Genomic DNA, 19,255 nt, shown 5'->3' on the forward strand with positions numbered 1-19,255 from the left:
GGAGAGTGCTGAAACCAACAGGGCATGATGGATCAGGTCCGGTCTTGAGGCTCCCGTGCCGCACAACAAAAAGATCGAAAATAACCCCATGCGAAGTAGACATCGGGATTTGTAGGGTGGGCAAAGCGTAGCGTGCCCACCATCCAATCGCGGGCGGGCAGGCTTCGCTGAATCGGCGCGGCGACGACGCTGAGGCGAATGCAACGCTGGATCAAGCGATCTTTCGAATGAGAGAGTTGCGTTCTACCGCATTGCGCGCTGGCGGCGAATAGGCCACCATCATCCCGCGCATATAAACAACAGCACACGCGCGGGGAAACGCATGGGCAAGGCCTCCGGTTCATCCTACGGCTGGGTCGTCGTCGCCGTAGGCGCGCTGATGACCTGCGTCGCGTTCGGCTCGATGTTGGCGCTCGCGGTGTTCCTGCAACCGATTTCGGAGACCATGGGATGGTCGCGCAGCGGCGTCTCGGCGGCAGCGACGATCAACTTTCTCGCCATGGGATTGGCAGCGTTCTTCTGGGGCACGCTGTCCGACCGGTTTGGCACCCGCATCGTCGTCCTGTCTGGCACCCTGCTGCTTGGCGCCGGGCTGATCGGCGCGAGCCAGGCCACCAGCCTGTGGCAATTTCAATTGGCGTTCGGCGTCTCGATCGGGATTGCGGCCGGCAGCTTCTATGCGCCGATGGTCGCGGTGGCGAGCGCCTGGGTCGAACATCGCCGCAGCCTCGCGGTGGCGTTGGTGTCGGCCGGCATGGGCGTTTCGCCGATGACGGTCGCGCCATTCGCAAGCTATTTGATCACGGCCTATGACTGGCGCATGGCGATGCTGATAATCGGCATCGTCGCCTTGGCGCTGTTGATCCCGGCCTCATTGCTGGTGCGACGGCCGCCGGAGCCGTCAACGCCTGCTGCCGCCCATGGGACGGGCGCGCCTGACGGGCAGTGGACGGTCGCGCAGGCGCTGCGAACGCCGCAATTCATCATCCTGGCATCCGCGCATTTCGCCTGCTGCGCGGCGCATTCGGGGCCGATCTTCCATCTGGTGAGCTACGCCATGATCTGCGGCATCGCGCCGCTGACCGCGGTCACGGTCTACAGCCTCGCCGGCTTCTCCGGCCTCGGCGGCCGTTTGCTGCTCGGCTTGCTGGCTGATCGCTTCGGCGCCAAGCACGTTCTGGTCGGCGGCCTGTTCGTCCAGGCCTTGGCGATCGCAACCTATCTCGCGGTCGGCCAACTCGGCGAATTCTACGCCCTGTCGGTTGTCTTCGGCCTCGCCTATGGCGGCGTAATGCCGCTATACGCCGTGCTGGTGCGCGAATATTTCGGCGTGCGCATCATGGGCAGCATGTTCGGCGCCGTCTCCGCCTTTGCCAGCCTCGGCATGGCGCTGGGGCCGCTCGCCGGCGGCTGGGTATTCGACGCCTTCCACGGCTATAGCTGGCTCTATGTCGGCTCTTTCACGATCGGTATAGCCGCCGTCGCCATAGCCTTGAGTTTCCCGTCCGCCAAGCGACCGCCGCAGCCATCGCTCGATCTGGGCCGGGCGGCGGCGTGAAACCGAACGCCGCAGCGAAGAAGAAAACGCGAGGAACGCATGAACAGGCAGCCCGGCATCGACCTTGTGGAACGCGCGCGGGCGCTGGCGCCATTGATCATGCGCGAGGCCGACGAAATCGAGCGGACCCGCCGCCTGACTCCAGCGGTGACACAGGCGCTGATCGAGAACGGGCTCTACCGCGCGCTGTTGCCGAAAAGTTTTGGCGGCGCCGAGGTGCCGCTGGAAACGTTCATGCAGATGCAGGAGGAGGTCGCCAAGGCGGATGCCTCGTCCGCATGGTGCCTTGGCCAGTGCAGCGTCTGCGCCATGACCGCGGCCTATCTCGATCCCGATGCTGCCAACGAAATCTTCAACGTTGCACCCGGCATTCTGGCCTGGGGCGCGATCAACCACGAAGTGCAGGCGGTTCCCGGCGGCTACAAGGCCAGCGCGCGCTGGGATTTTGCGTCCGGCTCGCGGCAGGCAAGCTGGCTCGGCGCCCATGTCCGGGTCGTCGAAGCCGACGGCACGCCGCGGCGCAGGCCGGACGGTTCGCCGGAAATTCGTACCATCCTGTTTCCGGTAACCAGCGCCACGATGCACGACGTCTGGGACGTGATCGGCCTGCGCGGCACCGGCACCGATTCCTATTCGGTCGACAATCTGTTCATCCCGGAAAAGTTCGCAGCGCTGCGCGACGATCCGGCGGCGCTGCGCGAGAGCGGGCCGCTGTACAAGCTCTCTACCAACATGGTTTTCGGCATGGGCTTTGCAGCGACCTCGCTCGGCGTCGCCCGCGCCACGCTCGATGCGGCGATCGATCTTGCCCGGGGCAAGACACCGCAAGCGTCAAAGGCGATGCGCGACAACAACGCCGTGCAGGGGCTGATCGGCCGCACCGAGGCGCAACTGCGCGCCACGCGCGCCTATCTCTATGCCACAGCAGCGGATGTGTGGCATGATCTATCGCAAGGCGCTGTTATCACCGAAGCCCATCGCGTGGCGTTGCGCATCGCCTCGACATGGACGATCCATCAATCGGCCGCCGTGGTCGACACCGCCTATCACATGACGGGCGCAACGGCCGTATTCAATGCCAACAAGTTCGAGCGCCGCTTTCGCGACATGCACGCGATCGCGCAGCAGATCCAGGGCCGTGACGCCCATTATGAGGATGCCGGCCGGGCGATCCTCGCGGGCAATCTCGACGCACCGCCGACGACGCGATGAAGCAGCCGGCCCGACAGGCACGCAAGAGACGGCTTCCGCCCGCTCGCATCCGGCCGAGCGCTGCCGCTCGGGACGCTGTGGTGGAAGCCGTCTTCAAGGCCTATCCCAATCCGGTCAGGGCAAAACTGCTGGCGCTGCGCCGGCTGATTTTTGACACCGCAAGGACCACCGAGGGCGTCGGCTCCCTGGAAGAGACGCTGAAATGGGGCCAGCCGAGCTATCTCACGACCGAGAGCAAGAGCGGCAGCACGATCCGGATCGACCAGGTGAAGGCGGAAGCCGGCCGCTACGCGGTCTATTTTCACTGCCAGACCGATCTGGTCGAGACCTTTCGCGAGCTGTATCCGGAACTGCGCTACGGCGGCAACCGCAGCATTCTGCTTGACGCCGGTGAAAAGCTGCCCGAGGCGGAATTGCGCCACTGCGTGGCGCTGGCGCTGACGTATCATGCGAGGAAGCGGAGGGGGAGATGACCGTCATTCCGCGATGGTGCACTAGCACCAGACCCGGAATGACGGCCTCAAATCACGCCACCAGCGCCGCACCCGCCGGCGCGCTCCAGTTGCCTTGCGTCTTCAACAGGCTGACGATCTCCGCGTTGGGCCGCGCACGGCTGAACAGAAAACCCTGTCCCTCGTGGCATCCCTCGTTGCGCAGGCAATTTACTTCGGCCTCGCTCTCGACGCCTTCCGCCGTGATCGTGACGCCGAGGCCCTTGCCGAGGCTGATGATCGAACGCACGATCGCCTGCGCGTCGGGATTGGCGACGAGGTCGCGCACGAAGGACTGATCGATCTTGATCTTGTCGAACGGAAAGCTGCGCAGGTAACTCAGGCTGGAATAGCCGGTGCCGAAATCGTCCATTGAGATGCGAACGCCGAGCGCGCGCAGCGCATGCAGCGTCGCGAGCACCTCACTGCTCTTTTCCAATAGCAGCGTCTCGGTAATCTCGAGTTCCAGGCGCTTCGCCGGCAGGCCGGACTGCTCCAATGTTTCCACGACCAGCGACAAGAGATTGCCGACGCGGAACTGCAGCGGCGACAGATTGACCGCGACGCGGACGTCATCGGGCCATTGCGCCGCATCCGTGCAGGCGCGGCGCAGCATCAAGCCGCCGACGGCGTTGATCAGCCCGGTCTCCTCTGCAACGGGGATAAACTCGGCCGGCGAGATCATGCCGCGCTCGGGATGCGGCCAGCGCACCAGCGCTTCGAAACCGGTGATGCGCCCGCTCGCGAGATCAACCAACGGCTGGTAATAGGGTCGCAGCGCACCGGTGTGCACGGCCTCGCGCAGGTCGGTTTCGATCTTGCGGCGGGCCTGGGCGCGCGCATCCATTCCCGCTTCGAAGAACGAGAACGTGCCGCGGGAATCGTTCTTGGCGCGCGACAATGCAAGGTCGGCGTTCTTCAGCAGTTTCTCGGATTCATCGCCGTCGCTGGGCGACATCGCAACGCCAATGCTGGCGCCGATGACGACCGAATGCCCGTCCAGAAGATAGGGGTCAGCGATCGCGTCCAACAGGCGCCTCGCCATGGATATCGCGTCCTCAGGTCGCGTCACCCCGCTCTGGATGACAGCGAATTCGTCGGAGTTGAGCCGGGCCAGCGCATCTTCCTCGCGCAGCATCGATTGCAATCGCTTGGCGACGCCGCGCAGCAGCTTGTCACCGATGCCGTGACCGAGCGTATCGTTGACCGCCTTGAAATGGTCGAGGCCGAGCACGAGCACCGCCACCTTCTCGGCGTTGCGGCGGGTGCGCAGCAGGATGTCGTCCATCTGCTGACGGAGCAGATTACGGTTCGGTAGCCCGGTCAGCCCGTCATGCTGGGCCATGAACGTCAGCCGCGCCTCGGCGCGCTTGCGCTCGGTGGTGTCCAGCAGCGCAAGCAGGACCGCAGGCCGATCGCCGTAAACAAGCTGGCGCGAATAGATCGCCAGATCGATCAGCGCGCCGTCGCCCCTGACATGCTTCCAGGCGTGGGCCGCGCGCTCGTCGCCGGCGTGTTCGCCGGCCCATGGCGGCTCGACGTCGAAGGCCTGCAGGTTGCGGATCGTAAGCTTCTCGAATTCACCGCGGCTGTAACCATAGTGCTGGATTGCGGCGTCGTTGACGGCGAGAATTCGTTCGTCACCCAGTGCGCAGACGATCATCGGGACCGGATTGCTGTCGAACAGCAGCCGGAACGAAGCCTCGCGCTGCTTCAACTCGGTGATGTCGACGCGCAACCCGATGATGCCGCCATCCCCGGTCAGCCGTTCATCGATCAGGATGACACGGCCGTCGGCCAGCCGTTGCTCATGCTGCTCGCCCGGCTGAAATAGCTTCTTGAGCCGCGCGGCGATCCATTCTTCCTCGCGCCCGATCGCTTCCGGGTAATCGCCCCGCGCGATGCCGACGCGGATCGTATCCTCCAGCCGCACGCCCGGCCTGAACAGGTCCGAACTGCGGCTGTACATCTCCGCATACTTCTTGTTCCAGAGAATGTAACGGCCGTCGGCGTCAAGAAACACGATCCCCTGCGGCAGGATATCGATCGCCTCACGCAAGCGCTCGTGCGATTTGCGCGCCTCCGCAAGCGCGGCTTTGACCTCGGCGGCCTTGCGCACGGCCTCGCCAGTCGCGGGCCGGCGATTGGCGGACAGCTTCGCAGCGGGCTTTGCCGGTCGGCCAGGAAAACGGACAATCAACTGTTTCGGCTTCCTGGTAGCTTTTGGCTTCTTCGGCATTACTACGCTCTACTCGCACTGTGCGTGCAAAGTTTTCAGATAACTCTCTGAAAAAAAGGTATCTCTTGTCGTATAAACTGCTACCGCACGCGCTCATGCGCCGCCTGACAAGAAGGGCACGCACACGCTTTGCGTGTACAAGCTCGGTGCAGACCGCCGATCCACGGGGCGTAATCGACGCGCGGCCGCCGGGCACAGCTTCTCGCGCGACGGATGCACAAGGAATGCGCGAAACGCCGAACGTGCGCATAAATGTCCGTCAGTGACCGAGAGGGTTATCGCGCGGTTAATACGACCGCGTGCAACGACTGTTTAGTACAGCGAAGATGCTGCGGCTGCGCTTCCGGCACCACGTCGTGATCGCAAAGCCGCCTGCGGAACGCCGCATGGGCTGATATCTCGGCATCGCGCACGTCGAGATCGGCGTAGGACGAGTCGTAGCGCATCCCATTCTCGCGCGCACCGCGCTGAACGGCCGCTACCCGCTCGCGTCTCAGCCGCTCGGCTGGTCCCGATGCGGGATGTTGCGCGGATTGTTGCGCTGGAGCGGGGACCACGCAATTGTGCTAGCCGCGCCTCTCCCCTGTTGCCGATTTCGTGCTACGTTTGCGCGAACTGAGTGATCCCTGAAACTCTCTGGTCCAATGCACCCGCGCCTGTTTCTGATCCCCCTGATAATCTTGCTAGCCGCCGCCCATGCCGCAAGCGCATGGGCGCAGGACAAGGGCACGGTCCATCCAAAACCGCTGCCGCCGCTGGCAAATCCCAACGATCCCAACATCGCCGCCAAGGAACTGTTCGGCCGCAAGGTGCTGCCGACGGCAATGCCGACGCGCGTGCACGGGTTCTATGCCCATGGCTGCATCGCGGGCGCGGAAGGGCTGCCGATCAACGGCGATAACTGGCAGGTGATGCGGCTGTCGCGCAATCGCCATTGGGGTCATCCCGACCTGGTCGCACTGGTCAAGCGGCTGGCCGCAAGGGCGCGCCGGGATGCCGGCTGGCCCGGCATACTGGTCGGCGACATGTCGCAGCCACGCGGCGGGCCGATGTTGACCGGGCATGCCAGCCATCAGGTGGGGCTCGACGCCGACATCTGGCTGACGCCGATGCCGAACCGGCAACTATCGCGCAACGAGCGCGAGGAAATGTCCGCGGTGATGATGGTGCGCAGCGACCGGCTCGATATCGATCCGCACGCCTGGACGCCGACGCATCTTGCGGTGATCCGCGCCGCGGCGATCGAGCCCACCGTACAGCGCATCTTCGTCAATGCCGCAATCAAGAAGGCGCTGTGCCGCGAAGCCAAGGGCGACCGCGGCTGGCTCCACAAGGTGCGGCCGATGTACGGCCACGACTATCACGTCCACATCCGCATCAAATGCCCGCCCGGCGCGAGCGAATGCGAGAGCCAGCCCGAGCCGAACGAGGGCGAAGGCTGCAGCGCGGGCGATCTCGCCTACTGGTTCAGCGATGCCGTGCTGCGCCCGAAGCCGCCGAAAGTGCCGCCGAAGCCGAAGCCGCCGATGACGATGGCGGCGCTGCCGCCCGCCTGCAAGACGGTGCTGAACGCGCCGGATGCCAAACACGAAGTGTCAAGCAGACCCACCGGAGAACGACGATGAAGATTTGGCCCCTGATTGCATCGATCGCATTTGTCACGAGCGTGCACGCACAGACCCCTTACGCAGGAATGCAGACGCGCTCGATCAAGGCGCTATCGGAGCAGCAGATTTCCGATCTTGGCGCCGGCCGCGGAATGGGCCTGGCGCTCGCGGCCGAACTGAACGGCTATCCAGGGCCGTTGCACGTTCTCGAGCTGGCCGACAAGCTCGAACTCTCTGCCGAGCAACGCGCCAGCATGCAGCGGCTGTTCGATTCCATGAAGGCCGAAGCGATGCCGCTGGGCGCCAAGCTGATCGAGCAGGAAGCCGAACTGGACAAGCAGTTTGCCACCCGCACCGTCACGCCCGAAAGCCTGAAGGCGTCCACCGCAGCCGTTGCCGCCACGCAAGGGGTGCTGCGCGAGACCCATCTGAAATATCACTTGTCGACCGGCAGCATTTTAACCCCGTCGCAGATGACCAGGTATGCGGAGCTGCGGGGTTACAGCGGTGGCGGGCACAAGCGACCCCATCACCATTGACGGCCAGGCTGCACCTTGCAAGCCGGTGCAGCCGCCTTTACCTCCTTTCCCATCCTGACTATTGTCAGGGCTGGCGATATCCCGATCGACCGCAAGTCTTTCAGGGAATACCGGAACGGCGCTTCCGATGGTCGCCTTACCCCAACCAACGCCTGTCTTGCGCGCGGCAACCGCAGCTCGCAATCATGCATGGAGCGCCCGATGAATCGTCTTGCCGGCCTTGTCCTGGCCTTCGCCGCGTCACTGGCAGCTATCCCCTCACCCGCCGCCGCGCAGGACAAATCGCTGACCATCTTCGCCGCGGCCTCGATGAAGAATGCGCTCGACGAGATCGACGCCGCCTATGCCGTGAAGACGGCCGCCAAGATCACCGTCAGCTACGCCGCCAGTTCTGCGCTCGCCCGACAGATCGAACAGGGCGCACCGGCCGATGTATTCATCTCCGCCGATACCGACTGGATGGACTACGCAATCGGAAAGAAAACCATCAACGAACCGAGCCGGGTCAATTTGCTCGGCAACAGCATCGTGCTGATCGCACCGAAGGATTCGAAAATTGACAATGTGAACATCGGCCCCGGCTTCGATCTTGCAAAACTCGCCAGCGACGGCCGGATCGCCACCGGCGACGTGAAATCCGTGCCCGCCGGCAAATACGCCAAGGCGGCGCTGGAGAAGCTCGGCGCATGGCAGGCCGCCGAGCCGAAATTTGCGATGGCCGTCGACGTTCGCGCCGCGCTGACGCTGGTGGCGCGCGGCGAGGCTGCACTCGGCATCGTCTATTCCACCGACGCCAAGGTCGAGCCCGGCGTCAAAATCGTCGGCGCCTTTCCGGCCGATTCCCATTCCGCGATCATCTATCCCGTCGCGGCGACGACGACCGCGAAGCCGGAAGCCTCCAATTATCTCGCCTTCCTGCGCTCGACCGCGGCGAAGGCCATTTTTGAAAAATACGGCTTCAAATTCCTCGTCAGCCCGTCAACCTGATGTTCGAGATCTCGCCGGCCGAATGGACCGCCATCCTGCTGTCGCTGCGGGTGGCCATCATCGCAACGCTGGTGGCGACGCCGTTCGGCATCGCGTTGGCATGGCTGCTGGCGCGGCGTGAGTTCTGGGGCAAATCGGTTCTCGACGCTCTGGTCCATTTGCCGCTGGTGCTGCCACCGGTCGTCACCGGCTATTTGTTGCTGCTGACCTTCGGCCGCCGTGGCCTGGTCGGAGCGTGGCTCGCCGATCATCTCGGCATCGTCTTCGCGTTTCGCTGGACCGGCGCCGCGCTCGCCTGCGGCATCATGTCATTTCCGCTGCTGGTGCGGCCGATCCGGCTCTCGATCGAGGCGGTCGACCGTCGCCTCGAGCAGGCGGCAGGCACGCTCGGCGCGGCGCCGTGGCAGGTGTTTGCGACGGTAACCCTGCCGCTGGCGTTGCCGGGCGTACTCGCAGGCATGGTGCTCGGCTTTGCCAAGGCAATCGGCGAGTTTGGCGCTACCATCACCTTCGTCTCCAACATTCCCGCCGAAACCCAGACCATTTCATCGGCGATCTACTCGCTGATCCAGACGCCGGACGGCGATGCCGCGGCGGGGCGACTGGTGCTGATCTCGATCGTGATCTCGATGGGCGCCCTGATGGCGTCCGAATGGTTCGCGCGGCGCGCCACGCAGCGCCTGCACGGGAATTGACCCATGCTGCGCGTTGACGTCACCAAGCAGCTCGGCGAATTCTCGCTTGAGGCTTCCTTCGAGAGCCAAGGCCGCGTCACCGGCCTGTTCGGCGCATCCGGCGCCGGCAAGACCTCGCTGATCAACATGATCGCAGGGCTGTTGCGGCCCGATCGTGGCATCATCGCACTCGACGATGAGACGCTCGATGATACATCCGCAGGCGTCCACGTGCCGCCGCATCGGCGACGGATCGGCTACGTGTTTCAGGACGCCCGGCTGCTTCCGCATCTCGACGTGCGGCAAAACCTCGACTACGGCCGGCGCATGAACCGTCTCGCGGCGGATCCCGCGCAATTCACGCGCATCACCGACCTGCTCGATATCGGCCATCTGCTCGATCGCCGTCCCGGAAAACTCTCCGGCGGCGAGCGCCAGCGCGTCGCGCTCGGCCGCGCGCTGTTATCGAAGCCGCGGCTATTGCTGCTGGACGAGCCGCTGGGATCGCTCGACGAAGGCCGCAAGGAGGAAATCCTGCCCTACCTGGTGCGGCTGCGCGACGAAGGCATCCCCATGGTTTATGTCAGCCACGACGCGGCCGAGCTGCGCCAGCTCGCGACGCAGATCGTGATGCTCAAGCGCGGCCGCGTCACCGCGCTCGGCGGCGTCAAGGTGCTGACACAAGCATGATCCGGAAAAGTGGGCATCGGTTTTCCGAAAAAGATCATGCTCAAACAAAAGGGATAGAGCGGGATGACGAAAGTCATCTCGCTCTATCGCTCATTCCGGAACGATCCGCACCGCGCCGCGGGCCGCGCTCGTCGTCAGCGCGGCATAGGCCTTCAGCGCCATCGACACGTTGCGGCTGCGCTTCTTGGCGGGCTTCCAGGCGTCCGCCCCGCGGGCCAGCATGGCTTCGCGCCGCTTCGCCAGCGTGGCGTCATCCACCACGAGGCTGATCGAGCGCGCGGGGATGTCGATCTTGATCAGGTCGCCGTCTGCCGCGAGGCCGATCAGGCCGCCCTCAGCCGCTTCCGGCGAAACGTGTCCGATCGACAGGCCCGAGGAGCCGCCGGAGAACCGGCCATCGGTGATCAGCGCGCAGACCTTTCCGAGGCCCTTCGATTTCAGATAGCTGGTCGGATACAGCATCTCCTGCATGCCGGGACCGCCGCGGGGCCCCTCATAGCGAACCACGACGACGTCCCCGGCCTTGATCTTGCCGCCCAAAATACCTTCGACCGCGGCATCCTGGCTTTCAAAAATCCGCGCCGGTCCTTCGAACTTCAAAATGCTCTCGTCGACGCCCGCCGTCTTCACGATACAGCCGTCGAGCGCGAGGTTGCCCGAGAGCACCGCGAGGCCACCGTCCTTGGAGAACGCATGCGCGGCGTCACGGATGCAGCCCGTGGCGCGGTCGGTATCGAGTTCCTCGAACCGGCGCTCCTGGCTGAAGGCGACCTGCGTCGGCACATTGCCCGGCGCCGCCGTGAAGAACTTGCGGACGCTTTCGCTCTTCGTCTGCTTGATATCCCAGCGGCACAGCGCGTCTTCCAGCGTCTTGGAGTGAACCATCGGAAGGCCGCGGTTGAGCAGCCCGGCGCGATCGAGTTCGCCGAGGATGGCCATCACGCCGCCGGCGCGGTGCACGTCTTCCAGATGCACGTCCGCCACCGACGGCGCGACCTTGCACAGCACCGGCACCCGCCGCGACAGCCGGTCGATGTCCTGCATCGTGAACGGCACCTTGCCCTCGTAAGCCGCCGCCAGCAAATGCAGCACGGTGTTGGTCGAGCCGCCCATGGCAATGTCGAGCGTCATCGCATTCTCGAACGCCTTGAAGTTGGCAATCGCCCGCGGCAACGCGGTTTCGTCCTCCTGCTCGTAATATCGCCGCGCCAGGTCGACGATCAGGTGCCCGGCCTCGACGAACAATCCCCTGCGGTCGGCATGCGTCGCCAGCACCGAGCCGTTACCCGGCAGCGCCAAGCCAAGCGCCTCGGTCAGGCAGTTCATGGAATTGGCGGTAAACATGCCCGAACACGATCCGCATGTCGGACAGGCCGAGCGCTCGATCACTTCCACGTCCGCATCGCTGACATTGCTGTCGGCGGCTGCGACCATGGCATCGATCAGGTCGACCGCGCGGACCTTGCCCTTGAGGTTGATCTTGCCGGATTCCATCGGACCGCCCGAGACGAACACGGTCGGGATGTTGATGCGCAGCGCCGCCATCAGCATGCCGGGCGTGATCTTGTCGCAGTTGGAGATACAGACCATCGCGTCGGCGCAATGCGCGTTGACCATGTATTCGACGCTGTCGGCGATGATTTCGCGCGACGGCAGGCTGTAGAGCATGCCGTCATGGCCCATCGCGATGCCGTCGTCGACCGCGATGGTGTTGAACTCCTTGGCGACGCCGCCCGCCTTCTCGATTTCGCGCGCGACGAGCTGGCCGAGGTCCTTCAGGTGCACGTGGCCAGGCACGAACTGGGTGAAGGAGTTGACCACCGCAATGATCGGCTTGCCAAAGTCCTCGTTCTTCATGCCGGTGGCGCGCCAGAGGCCGCGGGCGCCCGCCATGTTGCGGCCGTGGGTCGTGGTTCGGGAACGATAGGCGGGCATGATCTATCCTTCTTGGATCGGGAAAGGCGTCTTTTAGACGGTAAGCCCGGCCGCTTAAAGCGGCTTGGTGCAGGGTCGCCATGCGCAGGCATGCTCAAAACGGGACAGGAGCCAGACGCCCCTGCCCCGGCTACCGCTAGACGATCTCGCCCGCGCGCAGTTCCGCGATCGCCTTCGTGTCATAGCCGAGCGAGGCCAGCACCTCGTCGGTGTGGGCGCCGAGCGCGGGCGCCATGCGGTCCAGCCTTCCGCCGCCATGGGCGAGCTGAAAGCCGCTGCCGGCGAAGCGCAGTTGGCCATAGGGCGTATCGATCTCCTGAATGGCGCCGCGCGCGGCGATCTGCGGGTGGTCGATCACCTCCTCGATCTTCCAGATGCTGGCACAGGGCGCGCCTGCGGCTTCCAGGAGCTTTTCCCACTCGCGCGGCTCCTTCCTGGACAGCGCCTCCTCGATGATGGCCCGCAGCGCCGGCTCGTTTTCCTGACGGGCAAACCAGTCGGCAAAGCGGGAATCCTCAAGCGCATCGGCGCGGCCGAGCGCGGTCATCAAGGCGCGGTATTGCTTTTCGCTGTTGACGGCGAGCAGCAGATATCCGTCGCCGGCCTTGAACAGGTTGGCGGTGGGTCTTCGGCTCACGGCCTGATTGCCGGAAAGCTGCTGACGGTGGCCGGCGACCGAATAGTCCGCCACCTGTCCGGACAGAAACGCCAGCGTCGCCTCCAGCATCGAGACGTCGACCAACTGGCCCTTGCCGGTATGGGTGCGCTGGAACAGCGCGCTCGACACGCCAAAGGCTGCGGTCGCGCCGGACAGCACGTCGCAAACCGCGAAGCCCGCCCGCGTCGGCCCGGTCTCGGGATGGCCGGTGATCGACATGATGCCGGATAGCGCCTGGACCTTGCCGTCATAGCCGGCGCCCAGCCGCTCCGGCCCGGTCTGGCCGAAGCCGGAAATGGCGCAATAGATCAGCCGCGGGTTGATCTCAGACAGCGCGGCATAGCCGATGCCGAGCTTATCCATCACGCCGGGACGAAAATTCTCCATCACCACGTCGGCCTGGGCGGCGAGCTGCTTGGCGATGGCAATCGCTTCCGGCTTCGAGAGGTCGAGTGTCAGGCTGCGCTTGTTGCCGTTGATCGCCTGCCAGCCCGGCGCGAGGCCGCGCTCGGCCCATTCGCGACTCAGCGGCGTGCGGCGCATGTCCTCGCCCTCGCGCCGCTCCACCTTGATGACGTCGGCCCCGAGCAGCGCGAGCTGGTAACTCGCATAGGGGCCAGCCAGCACCTGCGTGAAGTCGAGAATCTTCACGCCTTCGAACGGTCGGGTCAAAGGAGCATCCTCCTAACGGCTCGTCGCTTTTTTGTCTTCGCGGCGGCTGGCATCGTCAGGCCGCACGGTTGCCGCGCGCGATTTCCTTCTGCTTGTCGAACTCGGCGCGGCGGCGCGCCAACTCTTCCGGGCTCATCTGCGAGATGTTGTTGTAGTCGAGCTTCCAGGAAGCATCCTCGCTCCAGCGTAGCGGCGACTGCATCGTGGTGCGCGCGCCGGGCGCAGATTCGAGTAGCCGCAGCGCCAGTTCGAGCGTCAGCGCCTGCGACTCCAAATCATGTGGCTTGCCGGCGGAATTGCCGAGCGGGAAGTCCGAAAACAGGAAACGCGGCACCGCCGCGTATTCGACAATATCCTTGGCGCAGCCCATCACCACGGTGGCGATGCCGTTGGCTTCGAGGTGACGCGCGACCAGCGCCGAGGTCTGATGGCAGACCGGGCAGTTCGGCACGATCACGGCGGCATCGACCTTGTCGGCGAGGCAGCGGGCGAGGATATCGGGCGCGTCGACGTCGATGGTGACGCGGTGGCTGCGATTGGTCGGCGCCCCGAAGAAGCGCGGCGCGACCTCGCCGATCCGCCCCGCGGCCTTGGCTTTCAGAAGCTGCGGTAGCGGAAACCAGGTGCCGCTGTCGGTGGCCGTGGTGTGCTTGCGGTCGTAGCCGATATGCGAGATACGCAAATCGTGATCTTTCGAAGTGTCGCCGTCATAGACCTGGTAGAACTTGGCGCTGCCGTTGTACGCCGCGCCCGGTCCCTGATCGCCCTTGGTGGGATCATATTGGGCGGCCGTGGTGACAATGGTGACGCGCGATTGCGCGAGCGGCTTTTTCAGCGGCTGGAACGGCGCGTCGACATAATGCGCCCAACGGTAGGGCGTGGTGTAGCCAATCGCCGCGTAGTAGTCGCGGGTCCGCTGCATATAGGGAACGGGAGAATCATAATCGGGTGCAAAGCCGAGTGGGTCGTCAGAGGGGCCGGACATTGTTGTGTCTCTCCTGCGTTTCCACCGTGCGGCCGTGAAGCGGCCTTGCCCCACAGGCTAATGATACCCGGTTCATTCCTCAACCGCGGATATTGCATCAGACCTGCGCAGGATCGCGATTCCTGACCGCACGAGCGAAGGCGGGATGCCACTAAACGCTTGCTGCGTGCGGTAGGTCACACGTGAACGCGCGTTCATGAAAATCCCTCGAACTTTCTCCGCCCCGGGCACGTCTCACAGGCATATCAGGCAATCATGCCTGGAGCGGAGAACAGAAATGTTTCGTAAGATTACCCTCGCTGCCGTCGCCGCCATTGCCATGACCGCGGCTGCGGTCGCACCGGCATCCGCCGGCGGCAAGCATGGTGGCCATCACGGCCATGGTCACCACGGCCATGGTCATCATGGGCATGGACATCATGGGCATGGTCACTGGGGCCATCGCCACTTTGGAACGTCGTTCTATGTTGGCGGAAGCTGCTACAAGACCATCTTCACCAAGTATGGTCCGCGTACCGTGTATGTCTGCGCTCCCTACATCTATTGAGCGCGTATAGCACGTGACGGGAAGGCCTCAGCCGACGGCTGGGGCCTTTCTCTTCATCGCAATGCCTTCCTTGCAGACCTGGCCCGTTGCTTCGCCAGCAGATCACGCAGCGCGTGCACCTTTGGCGAATCGGCGCCCTTACGCCAGATCAGGTAGGTGTCGGCGCGGTTCTCGCCCGGCGGTAAGCGATGGACCTTCAGCCGCCGGCTTTCTGGAAACGTCGTCAGCACGCTTCTCGGCAGCAGGGCAACACCCATACCGGCAACGACACACCCAAGCATCGCATGATAGGAACCCAGTTCGATGGTGCGCTCCGGCATCTGATTTCGAAGCGCATACCAATCTTCCAGCCGTTTGCGATGCGGACAGCCATGCTCGAAGGCAAGGATAGTCCTCGGAAAGTACGCGTTCTTACCTTTGCCGATCGCCGGGGTGTCGGCGGCGGAGACGATCACCGGCTCTTCCTCGAACACGGCAACCTTTTCGAACAGCGCCTCGGCAATCGGCAAGGTCACCAGCGCCGCATCGAGCTCATTGGCCAGAAGCGCCTTCGAAAGCGCCGTGGGATTCCCGGTGCGGAGTTCGAGCACCACGTCCGGATAAAGGCGATGATACTCGTTCACCGGCCCGGGCAAGCGGACCGCGGCGGTGCTCTCCATGGCGCCGAGACGGAAGACTCCGCGCGGCCTCGGATCCTGAACCGCGTTACGCGCCTCGCCGGCGAGCGCGAGCAGCCGGTCCGCGTAGTCCAGCAATACCCGTCCCGCCGGTGACAGATGCAGGCGTTTTCCCTCGCGTATGAAAAGCGGAACATCGAGTTCCTCTTCGAGCTGGCGAATGCGCGTCGTCACGTTGGATTGAACCCGATACAGCCGTTGCGCCGCGCGAGTCACGCCACCCTCACGGACCACAGCGCTGAAGATCTTCAAATCGGACAGGTCCATATATCTCTCCAGAAGATCATAATGATCATTATTATTCATTTTATGTGATTACCGCCTCATCGTAAACCCATCGCACCTCATCGTTTCAGACGACGCAAGGACGAAGGATCGAGTCCATGACGCACACGATAAACCGGATCGAGACGAGCCCACCCGATATCAGCCGAATGTCGCCAGCCGATTTCCTCGCACTGAAGGATCGAATCATTCGGGAAGCGCGGATTGCACGGTCGGCAGCTATTCACGCCGCGTTTGCACGAGTGATCACGGCAATCACCGCCCTCGCAACGTGCCGCCATACAGATGCCGCCGCGACAGTACGGCCAAGCTGCTGATTTCATTCAATTGAGTTCACATTTTCTTGGAAGCACGAGCATGTCGCCGGAAGACAAGGCAACAGTTAAAGTCACCTGGGCAAAGGTCGTCCCATCGCCGACGTGGCGGCCACACTGTTTTACGAACGGCTGTTCACACTCGATCCTTTCTTGCAGCCGATGTTTGGTCGCACGGATATGAAAGAGCAGCGCCGCAAGCTGCTGGCGGCCCTTGGCGCGGTCGTCAACGGCCTCGAAAACCTCGAACCGCTTATCCCTGTGCTTGAAAACCTCGGCCGGAACCACGCCCGCTATGGCGTGACCGATGCGCACTACGAGACGGTCGGCGCAGCACTACTTTGGACCCTCGAACAGGGCCTGAAGGAAGCCTGGACGCCAACGGCGAAAGCTGCCTGGACGAAAGCCTATGGAACCGTTGCGGACGTGATGCGTAGGGCGGCTGCGACATCGGCCATGCCGGCCGTCGCCTGAAAACGAACGTGGAGTTTGATCATGCCCAAAGCCTACTGGATCGTGCGGGTAAGCGTTCGGCAACCCGAACGCTACCCGGACTATCTCGCCGCCGCGCAGCCGGCTTTCGAGAAATTCGGAGCGAAGTTCATCGTGCGCGGCGGCCCATTCGAGTTGATGGAGGGCCACGCGCGCGATCGTAACGTCGTCGTCGAATTCGCCGATAGCGACACTGCGATGGCCTGCTACCGGAGCGCCGAGTACCAGAAAGCGAAAACGATCCGCCAACAATATGCGGACGCTGACTTCGTGGTCGTCGAAGGCGTCTGAGAGCTCCTGAGCACGCGAAACTGTGTGCTCAGCCCCCGCCACCGACGACCAGACATCGCAAGCTTGCGCGCGTCAGCGGCACGGCCTTTTCGTTATCCTCCGGCAACCGGAGCGCGTTGCGCTGCACGCGGAGCCTTTCATCGCTCCCCGTCCCAGCGCTCGTGATGGCAAGCCGCCGGGGACCGCAAAGTCACGGCAGCAGGCAGAAAATCATGGAACTGAAGAGCGTGAGAACTCGTTCAGAATGGACACGCTCCTGATCGCATCAAAATTTTGAACAGGAGGATGCAGGCACCAATCGCCGCAACGGAGGTTAGCAATGCCGCATACCGCTGGAACGACGGATCACGTTTACAAGATCCTGGATCTCGCCGGATCGTCCGAAAAGAGCATCGAGGATGCCATTCAGAACGCCATCACCCGCGCATCAAAAACCATTCGCGAATTGAAATGGTTCGAGGTGGTGCAGACCAGAGGCCATATCGAAAATGGGTCTGTTCGGCACTACCAGGTCACCTTGCGCGTTGGATTTACGCTGGAGGAGTAATTTCCGGACGAAGTGGTCGCACCAGCGGTTGCGGACTCGGCGGAGCGGCGTAGCAAGAATCAGACCCCCGCCACCGACGACCAGATCTCCGCAAGCTTGCGCTTGAAGGCCTGCCAACTTGTCAGGGGCACGACCTTCTCTTCATCTTCCGGCAGCCGCAGGCCAACCACGTTGACGCGGCCGCCGCTGATATTGCGCGCGACAAGGACGATGGGATCGAGCGCCAGCTCCGCACCTTCCTTCGGCGCGTGGTCGAGATGGATATCGAAATAATCCGACAGCGTCAGCTTGGCCTGATCCTCGCTGATGGCGATACCATAGACCTCCGCCAGTTCACTCAGCGTGTGCTCGCCCGACACCATGAAGTCCCCGAGCAGATGCGGGTCGGGCGCCGTGCTCGGCGGCATATCGACAAAGAAACGATCCAGCGCCTCGGCCTTTTCCGGCGGCGCCAGCAGATAGATGTAATCGCCGGCCGCGATCGGGTCAGCCTCGGCGGGCGAGAGAATCCGCTCGTCGCGGATGACGAGCGTCGGTTTCGACCAGGATGGAATGAGGCCACGGCGGAAATACAGGCTCTTCGCCCGCACGGGATAACCGACCAGTTGCTGCTCGAGCTGGCCGGGCAGATCGAGCTCCACGCGCCGCGGACCGCGCTCCACGCGCGGCAGCGCCACGTGCAGCCAGCGCGCCGCCGGCGCCAGCGTCCAGCCCTGCAGCAACAGCGAGATGACGACCACGACAAAGGCGACGTCGAAGTACAGATAGGCTTTGGGCAGTCCGACCAGCATCGGGATCGAGGCAAGAAAGATCGCGACCGCGCCGCGCAGACCGGTCCAGGCGATGAAGATCCTCTCCCGCCAATTGAACCGGAACGGCGCCAGAGAAAGGAACACCGCGAGCGGCCGCGCCACCAACATCAGCACCAGCGCCACGGCCACGGCCGGAACGACGCTGTCCACCAGGCGCTGCGGCGACGCCAGAAGCCCAAGCAGGACGAACATCACGATCTGCGCGAGCCAGGTCGCGGCGTCGAGAAAGGTCACCACCGAATTGTGGGCGCGCGTCGGCCGGTTGCCGATGATGATGCCGGCGAGATAGACGGCAAGAAATCCCGAGGCCTGCGAGATCTGCGCTGCGCCGAAGATCACCAGCGCCGCCGTCGTGACAAAGGGCGCATGCAGGCCCTGTGGCAGCGCCACGCGATTGAGCGCCCGCACTATCAAATGGCCGCCGATCACGCCGACGATGGCCCCGAGCAACCCTCCCCGAGCGAGTTCGATGGCGACATGCCCGGGTGAGCTTTCGCCGATCGAAATGAACTCGACCAGCATCAGGGTGAGGAAGATCGCGAACGGATCGTTAGTGCCGGATTCGGCTTCCAGCGTCGCTCCGACACGGGGGCGCAGGCGCAGGCCCTGCGTGTGCACGAGCAGGAACACCGCCGCAGCATCCGTCGACGCCACCACGGCTCCGACCAGCAGCGCCTCGGTCCAGTTCAGATCGAGCGCATATTTGGCCGCCGGCGCCGTGACCAGCGCCGTGAGCAACACGCCGATCGTCGCCAGCACCATCGATGGCGCCAGCACGGTGCGGATACTTTGAAACTTGGTTCGCAAGCCGCCGTCGAACAGGATCAGCGCGAGCGCCACTGATCCCACCAGGTAAGTGGAGCGGACATCGTTGAACGGCAGTTGGCCCGGCCCGGCATCGCCTGCCAGCATGCCGATCAGGAGGAACACCAGCAGCAGCGGCGCCCCGAAGCGCAACGCAAGCAGGCTCGAGAGGATGCCCGCCATCACCAGAATGGCGCCCAGAAAGATGGCGATGCTGACCGAGTCGAGAGAAGCCATGA

The 19,255-nt window shown here is 63.9% G+C and carries 19 protein-coding genes; 12 read left to right on the forward strand and 7 right to left on the reverse strand.

All coding sequences use genetic code 11. From position 1 onward, the window contains the following. Positions 1-322 precede the first annotated feature (322 nt). The 3 genes from CQ13_RS05335 to CQ13_RS05345 all read left to right on the forward strand — a co-directional run bounded on the left by CQ13_RS05335 (position 323) and on the right by CQ13_RS05345 (position 3,243). On the forward strand, positions 323-1,558 hold the full coding sequence (locus CQ13_RS05335; protein ID WP_057841961.1) for an MFS transporter: 1,236 nt from the start codon (positions 323-325) through the stop codon (positions 1,556-1,558). 39 nt (positions 1,559-1,597) lie between these two features. Further along, positions 1,598-2,770: an acyl-CoA dehydrogenase family protein gene (locus CQ13_RS05340; RefSeq protein WP_057841962.1), complete on the forward strand. Its 1,173-nt coding sequence runs from the start codon at positions 1,598-1,600 to the stop codon at positions 2,768-2,770. An 80-nt stretch (positions 2,771-2,850) separates the two neighbouring features. Beyond that, positions 2,851-3,243 (forward strand): DUF1801 domain-containing protein, encoded by a 393-nt coding sequence (locus CQ13_RS05345; protein WP_245309026.1) that lies wholly within the window; start codon positions 2,851-2,853, stop codon positions 3,241-3,243. Between the two features lie 52 nt (positions 3,244-3,295). Here the strand turns inward: CQ13_RS05345 and CQ13_RS05350 are convergent, their stop codons facing one another. After that, complete coding sequence (locus CQ13_RS05350; RefSeq protein ID WP_082637328.1) at positions 3,296-5,500, reverse strand: putative bifunctional diguanylate cyclase/phosphodiesterase; 2,205 nt, start codon at positions 5,498-5,500, stop codon at positions 3,296-3,298. 275 nt (positions 5,501-5,775) lie between these two features. Next, positions 5,776-5,946, reverse strand: a complete 171-nt coding sequence (locus tag CQ13_RS42545) for a hypothetical protein (RefSeq protein ID WP_156433514.1) — start codon at positions 5,944-5,946, stop codon at positions 5,776-5,778. A 198-nt stretch (positions 5,947-6,144) separates the two neighbouring features. Between CQ13_RS42545 and mepA the strand changes: the two genes are divergently transcribed. From mepA to modC, 5 genes are all read left to right on the forward strand, one after another. After that, positions 6,145-7,125, forward strand: coding sequence for a penicillin-insensitive murein endopeptidase (gene mepA, locus CQ13_RS05355; protein WP_057841963.1), 981 nt, complete (start codon positions 6,145-6,147; stop codon positions 7,123-7,125). After that, entirely contained in the window at positions 7,122-7,646 is a 525-nt protein-coding gene (locus CQ13_RS05360; protein WP_057841964.1) for a Spy/CpxP family protein refolding chaperone, read from the forward strand. The genes mepA and CQ13_RS05360 overlap by 4 nt, the downstream gene beginning before the upstream one ends. Before the next feature lie 201 nt (positions 7,647-7,847). Continuing rightward, entirely contained in the window at positions 7,848-8,633 is a 786-nt protein-coding gene (modA, locus tag CQ13_RS05365) for a molybdate ABC transporter substrate-binding protein (protein WP_057842086.1), read from the forward strand. Next, positions 8,633-9,328 (forward strand): molybdate ABC transporter permease subunit, encoded by a 696-nt coding sequence (gene modB / locus CQ13_RS05370; RefSeq protein WP_057841965.1) that lies wholly within the window; start codon positions 8,633-8,635, stop codon positions 9,326-9,328. The genes modA and modB overlap by 1 nt, the downstream gene beginning before the upstream one ends. 3 nt (positions 9,329-9,331) lie before the next feature. Further along, entirely contained in the window at positions 9,332-9,997 is a 666-nt protein-coding gene (gene modC / locus CQ13_RS05375) for a molybdenum ABC transporter ATP-binding protein (RefSeq protein WP_057841966.1), read from the forward strand. A 90-nt stretch (positions 9,998-10,087) separates the two neighbouring features. On the opposite strand, the gene ilvD is transcribed toward modC, so the two are convergent. From ilvD to CQ13_RS05390, 3 genes are all read right to left on the reverse strand, one after another. Continuing rightward, on the reverse strand, positions 10,088-11,932 hold the full coding sequence (ilvD, locus tag CQ13_RS05380; protein ID WP_057841967.1) for a dihydroxy-acid dehydratase: 1,845 nt from the start codon (positions 11,930-11,932) through the stop codon (positions 10,088-10,090). A 136-nt stretch (positions 11,933-12,068) separates the two neighbouring features. After that, positions 12,069-13,262, reverse strand: a complete 1,194-nt coding sequence (locus tag CQ13_RS05385) for a CaiB/BaiF CoA transferase family protein (RefSeq protein WP_057841968.1) — start codon at positions 13,260-13,262, stop codon at positions 12,069-12,071. 55 nt (positions 13,263-13,317) lie between these two features. Then, complete coding sequence (locus CQ13_RS05390; RefSeq protein ID WP_057841969.1) at positions 13,318-14,247, reverse strand: glycine/sarcosine/betaine reductase selenoprotein B family protein; 930 nt, start codon at positions 14,245-14,247, stop codon at positions 13,318-13,320. A 277-nt stretch (positions 14,248-14,524) separates the two neighbouring features. Between CQ13_RS05390 and CQ13_RS40540 the strand changes: the two genes are divergently transcribed. Next, entirely contained in the window at positions 14,525-14,794 is a 270-nt protein-coding gene (locus CQ13_RS40540) for a hypothetical protein (protein ID WP_197427249.1), read from the forward strand. 53 nt (positions 14,795-14,847) lie between these two features. Here the strand turns inward: CQ13_RS40540 and CQ13_RS05395 are convergent, their stop codons facing one another. Then, positions 14,848-15,738 carry a LysR substrate-binding domain-containing protein gene (locus tag CQ13_RS05395; RefSeq protein ID WP_057841970.1) on the reverse strand — a complete coding sequence of 297 codons (891 nt, stop codon included), beginning with the start codon at positions 15,736-15,738 and terminating at the stop codon, positions 14,848-14,850. Between the two features lie 437 nt (positions 15,739-16,175). On the opposite strand from CQ13_RS05395, the gene CQ13_RS05400 reads away from it, so the two are divergent. From CQ13_RS05400 to CQ13_RS05410, 3 genes are all read left to right on the forward strand, one after another. Further along, positions 16,176-16,544 carry a globin family protein gene (locus CQ13_RS05400; protein WP_245309028.1) on the forward strand — a complete coding sequence of 123 codons (369 nt, stop codon included), beginning with the start codon at positions 16,176-16,178 and terminating at the stop codon, positions 16,542-16,544. A 21-nt stretch (positions 16,545-16,565) separates the two neighbouring features. Beyond that, positions 16,566-16,853, forward strand: a complete 288-nt coding sequence (locus tag CQ13_RS05405; protein ID WP_057841972.1) for a DUF1330 domain-containing protein — start codon at positions 16,566-16,568, stop codon at positions 16,851-16,853. 319 nt (positions 16,854-17,172) lie between these two features. Next, a complete protein-coding gene (locus CQ13_RS05410; RefSeq protein ID WP_057841973.1) occupies positions 17,173-17,400 on the forward strand; it encodes a dodecin in 228 nt (75 codons plus the stop codon). 59 nt (positions 17,401-17,459) lie between these two features. Here CQ13_RS05410 and CQ13_RS05415 read toward each other — a convergent pair whose 3' ends face one another. Next, positions 17,460-19,253 (reverse strand): potassium/proton antiporter, encoded by a 1,794-nt coding sequence (locus tag CQ13_RS05415; protein ID WP_057841974.1) that lies wholly within the window; start codon positions 19,251-19,253, stop codon positions 17,460-17,462. Between the last annotated feature and the right edge of the window lie 2 nt (positions 19,254-19,255).

The sequence above is a fragment of the Bradyrhizobium retamae genome (assembly GCF_001440415.1).
Lineage (GTDB): Bacteria > Pseudomonadota > Alphaproteobacteria > Rhizobiales > Xanthobacteraceae > Bradyrhizobium > Bradyrhizobium retamae.

Coding starts and splice junctions, on each gene's coding strand:
- CQ13_RS05335 (WP_057841961.1), top strand. CDS start 323: ATGGGCAAGGCCTCCGGTTCATCCTACGGCTGGGTCGTCGTCGCCGTA.
- CQ13_RS05340 (WP_057841962.1), top strand. CDS start 1,598: ATGAACAGGCAGCCCGGCATCGACCTTGTGGAACGCGCGCGGGCGCTG.
- CQ13_RS05350 (WP_082637328.1), bottom strand. CDS start 5,500: ATGCCGAAGAAGCCAAAAGCTACCAGGAAGCCGAAACAGTTGATTGTC.
- CQ13_RS42545 (WP_156433514.1), bottom strand. CDS start 5,946: ATGCGCTACGACTCGTCCTACGCCGATCTCGACGTGCGCGATGCCGAG.
- mepA (WP_057841963.1), top strand. CDS start 6,145: ATGCACCCGCGCCTGTTTCTGATCCCCCTGATAATCTTGCTAGCCGCC.
- CQ13_RS05360 (WP_057841964.1), top strand. CDS start 7,122: ATGAAGATTTGGCCCCTGATTGCATCGATCGCATTTGTCACGAGCGTG.
- modA (WP_057842086.1), top strand. CDS start 7,848: ATGAATCGTCTTGCCGGCCTTGTCCTGGCCTTCGCCGCGTCACTGGCA.
- modB (WP_057841965.1), top strand. CDS start 8,633: ATGTTCGAGATCTCGCCGGCCGAATGGACCGCCATCCTGCTGTCGCTG.
- modC (WP_057841966.1), top strand. CDS start 9,332: ATGCTGCGCGTTGACGTCACCAAGCAGCTCGGCGAATTCTCGCTTGAG.
- ilvD (WP_057841967.1), bottom strand. CDS start 11,932: ATGCCCGCCTATCGTTCCCGAACCACGACCCACGGCCGCAACATGGCG.
- CQ13_RS05390 (WP_057841969.1), bottom strand. CDS start 14,247: ATGTCCGGCCCCTCTGACGACCCACTCGGCTTTGCACCCGATTATGAT.
- CQ13_RS40540 (WP_197427249.1), top strand. CDS start 14,525: ATGTTTCGTAAGATTACCCTCGCTGCCGTCGCCGCCATTGCCATGACC.
- CQ13_RS05395 (WP_057841970.1), bottom strand. CDS start 15,738: ATGGACCTGTCCGATTTGAAGATCTTCAGCGCTGTGGTCCGTGAGGGT.
- CQ13_RS05405 (WP_057841972.1), top strand. CDS start 16,566: ATGCCCAAAGCCTACTGGATCGTGCGGGTAAGCGTTCGGCAACCCGAA.
- CQ13_RS05410 (WP_057841973.1), top strand. CDS start 17,173: ATGCCGCATACCGCTGGAACGACGGATCACGTTTACAAGATCCTGGAT.
- CQ13_RS05415 (WP_057841974.1), bottom strand. CDS start 19,253: ATGGCTTCTCTCGACTCGGTCAGCATCGCCATCTTTCTGGGCGCCATT.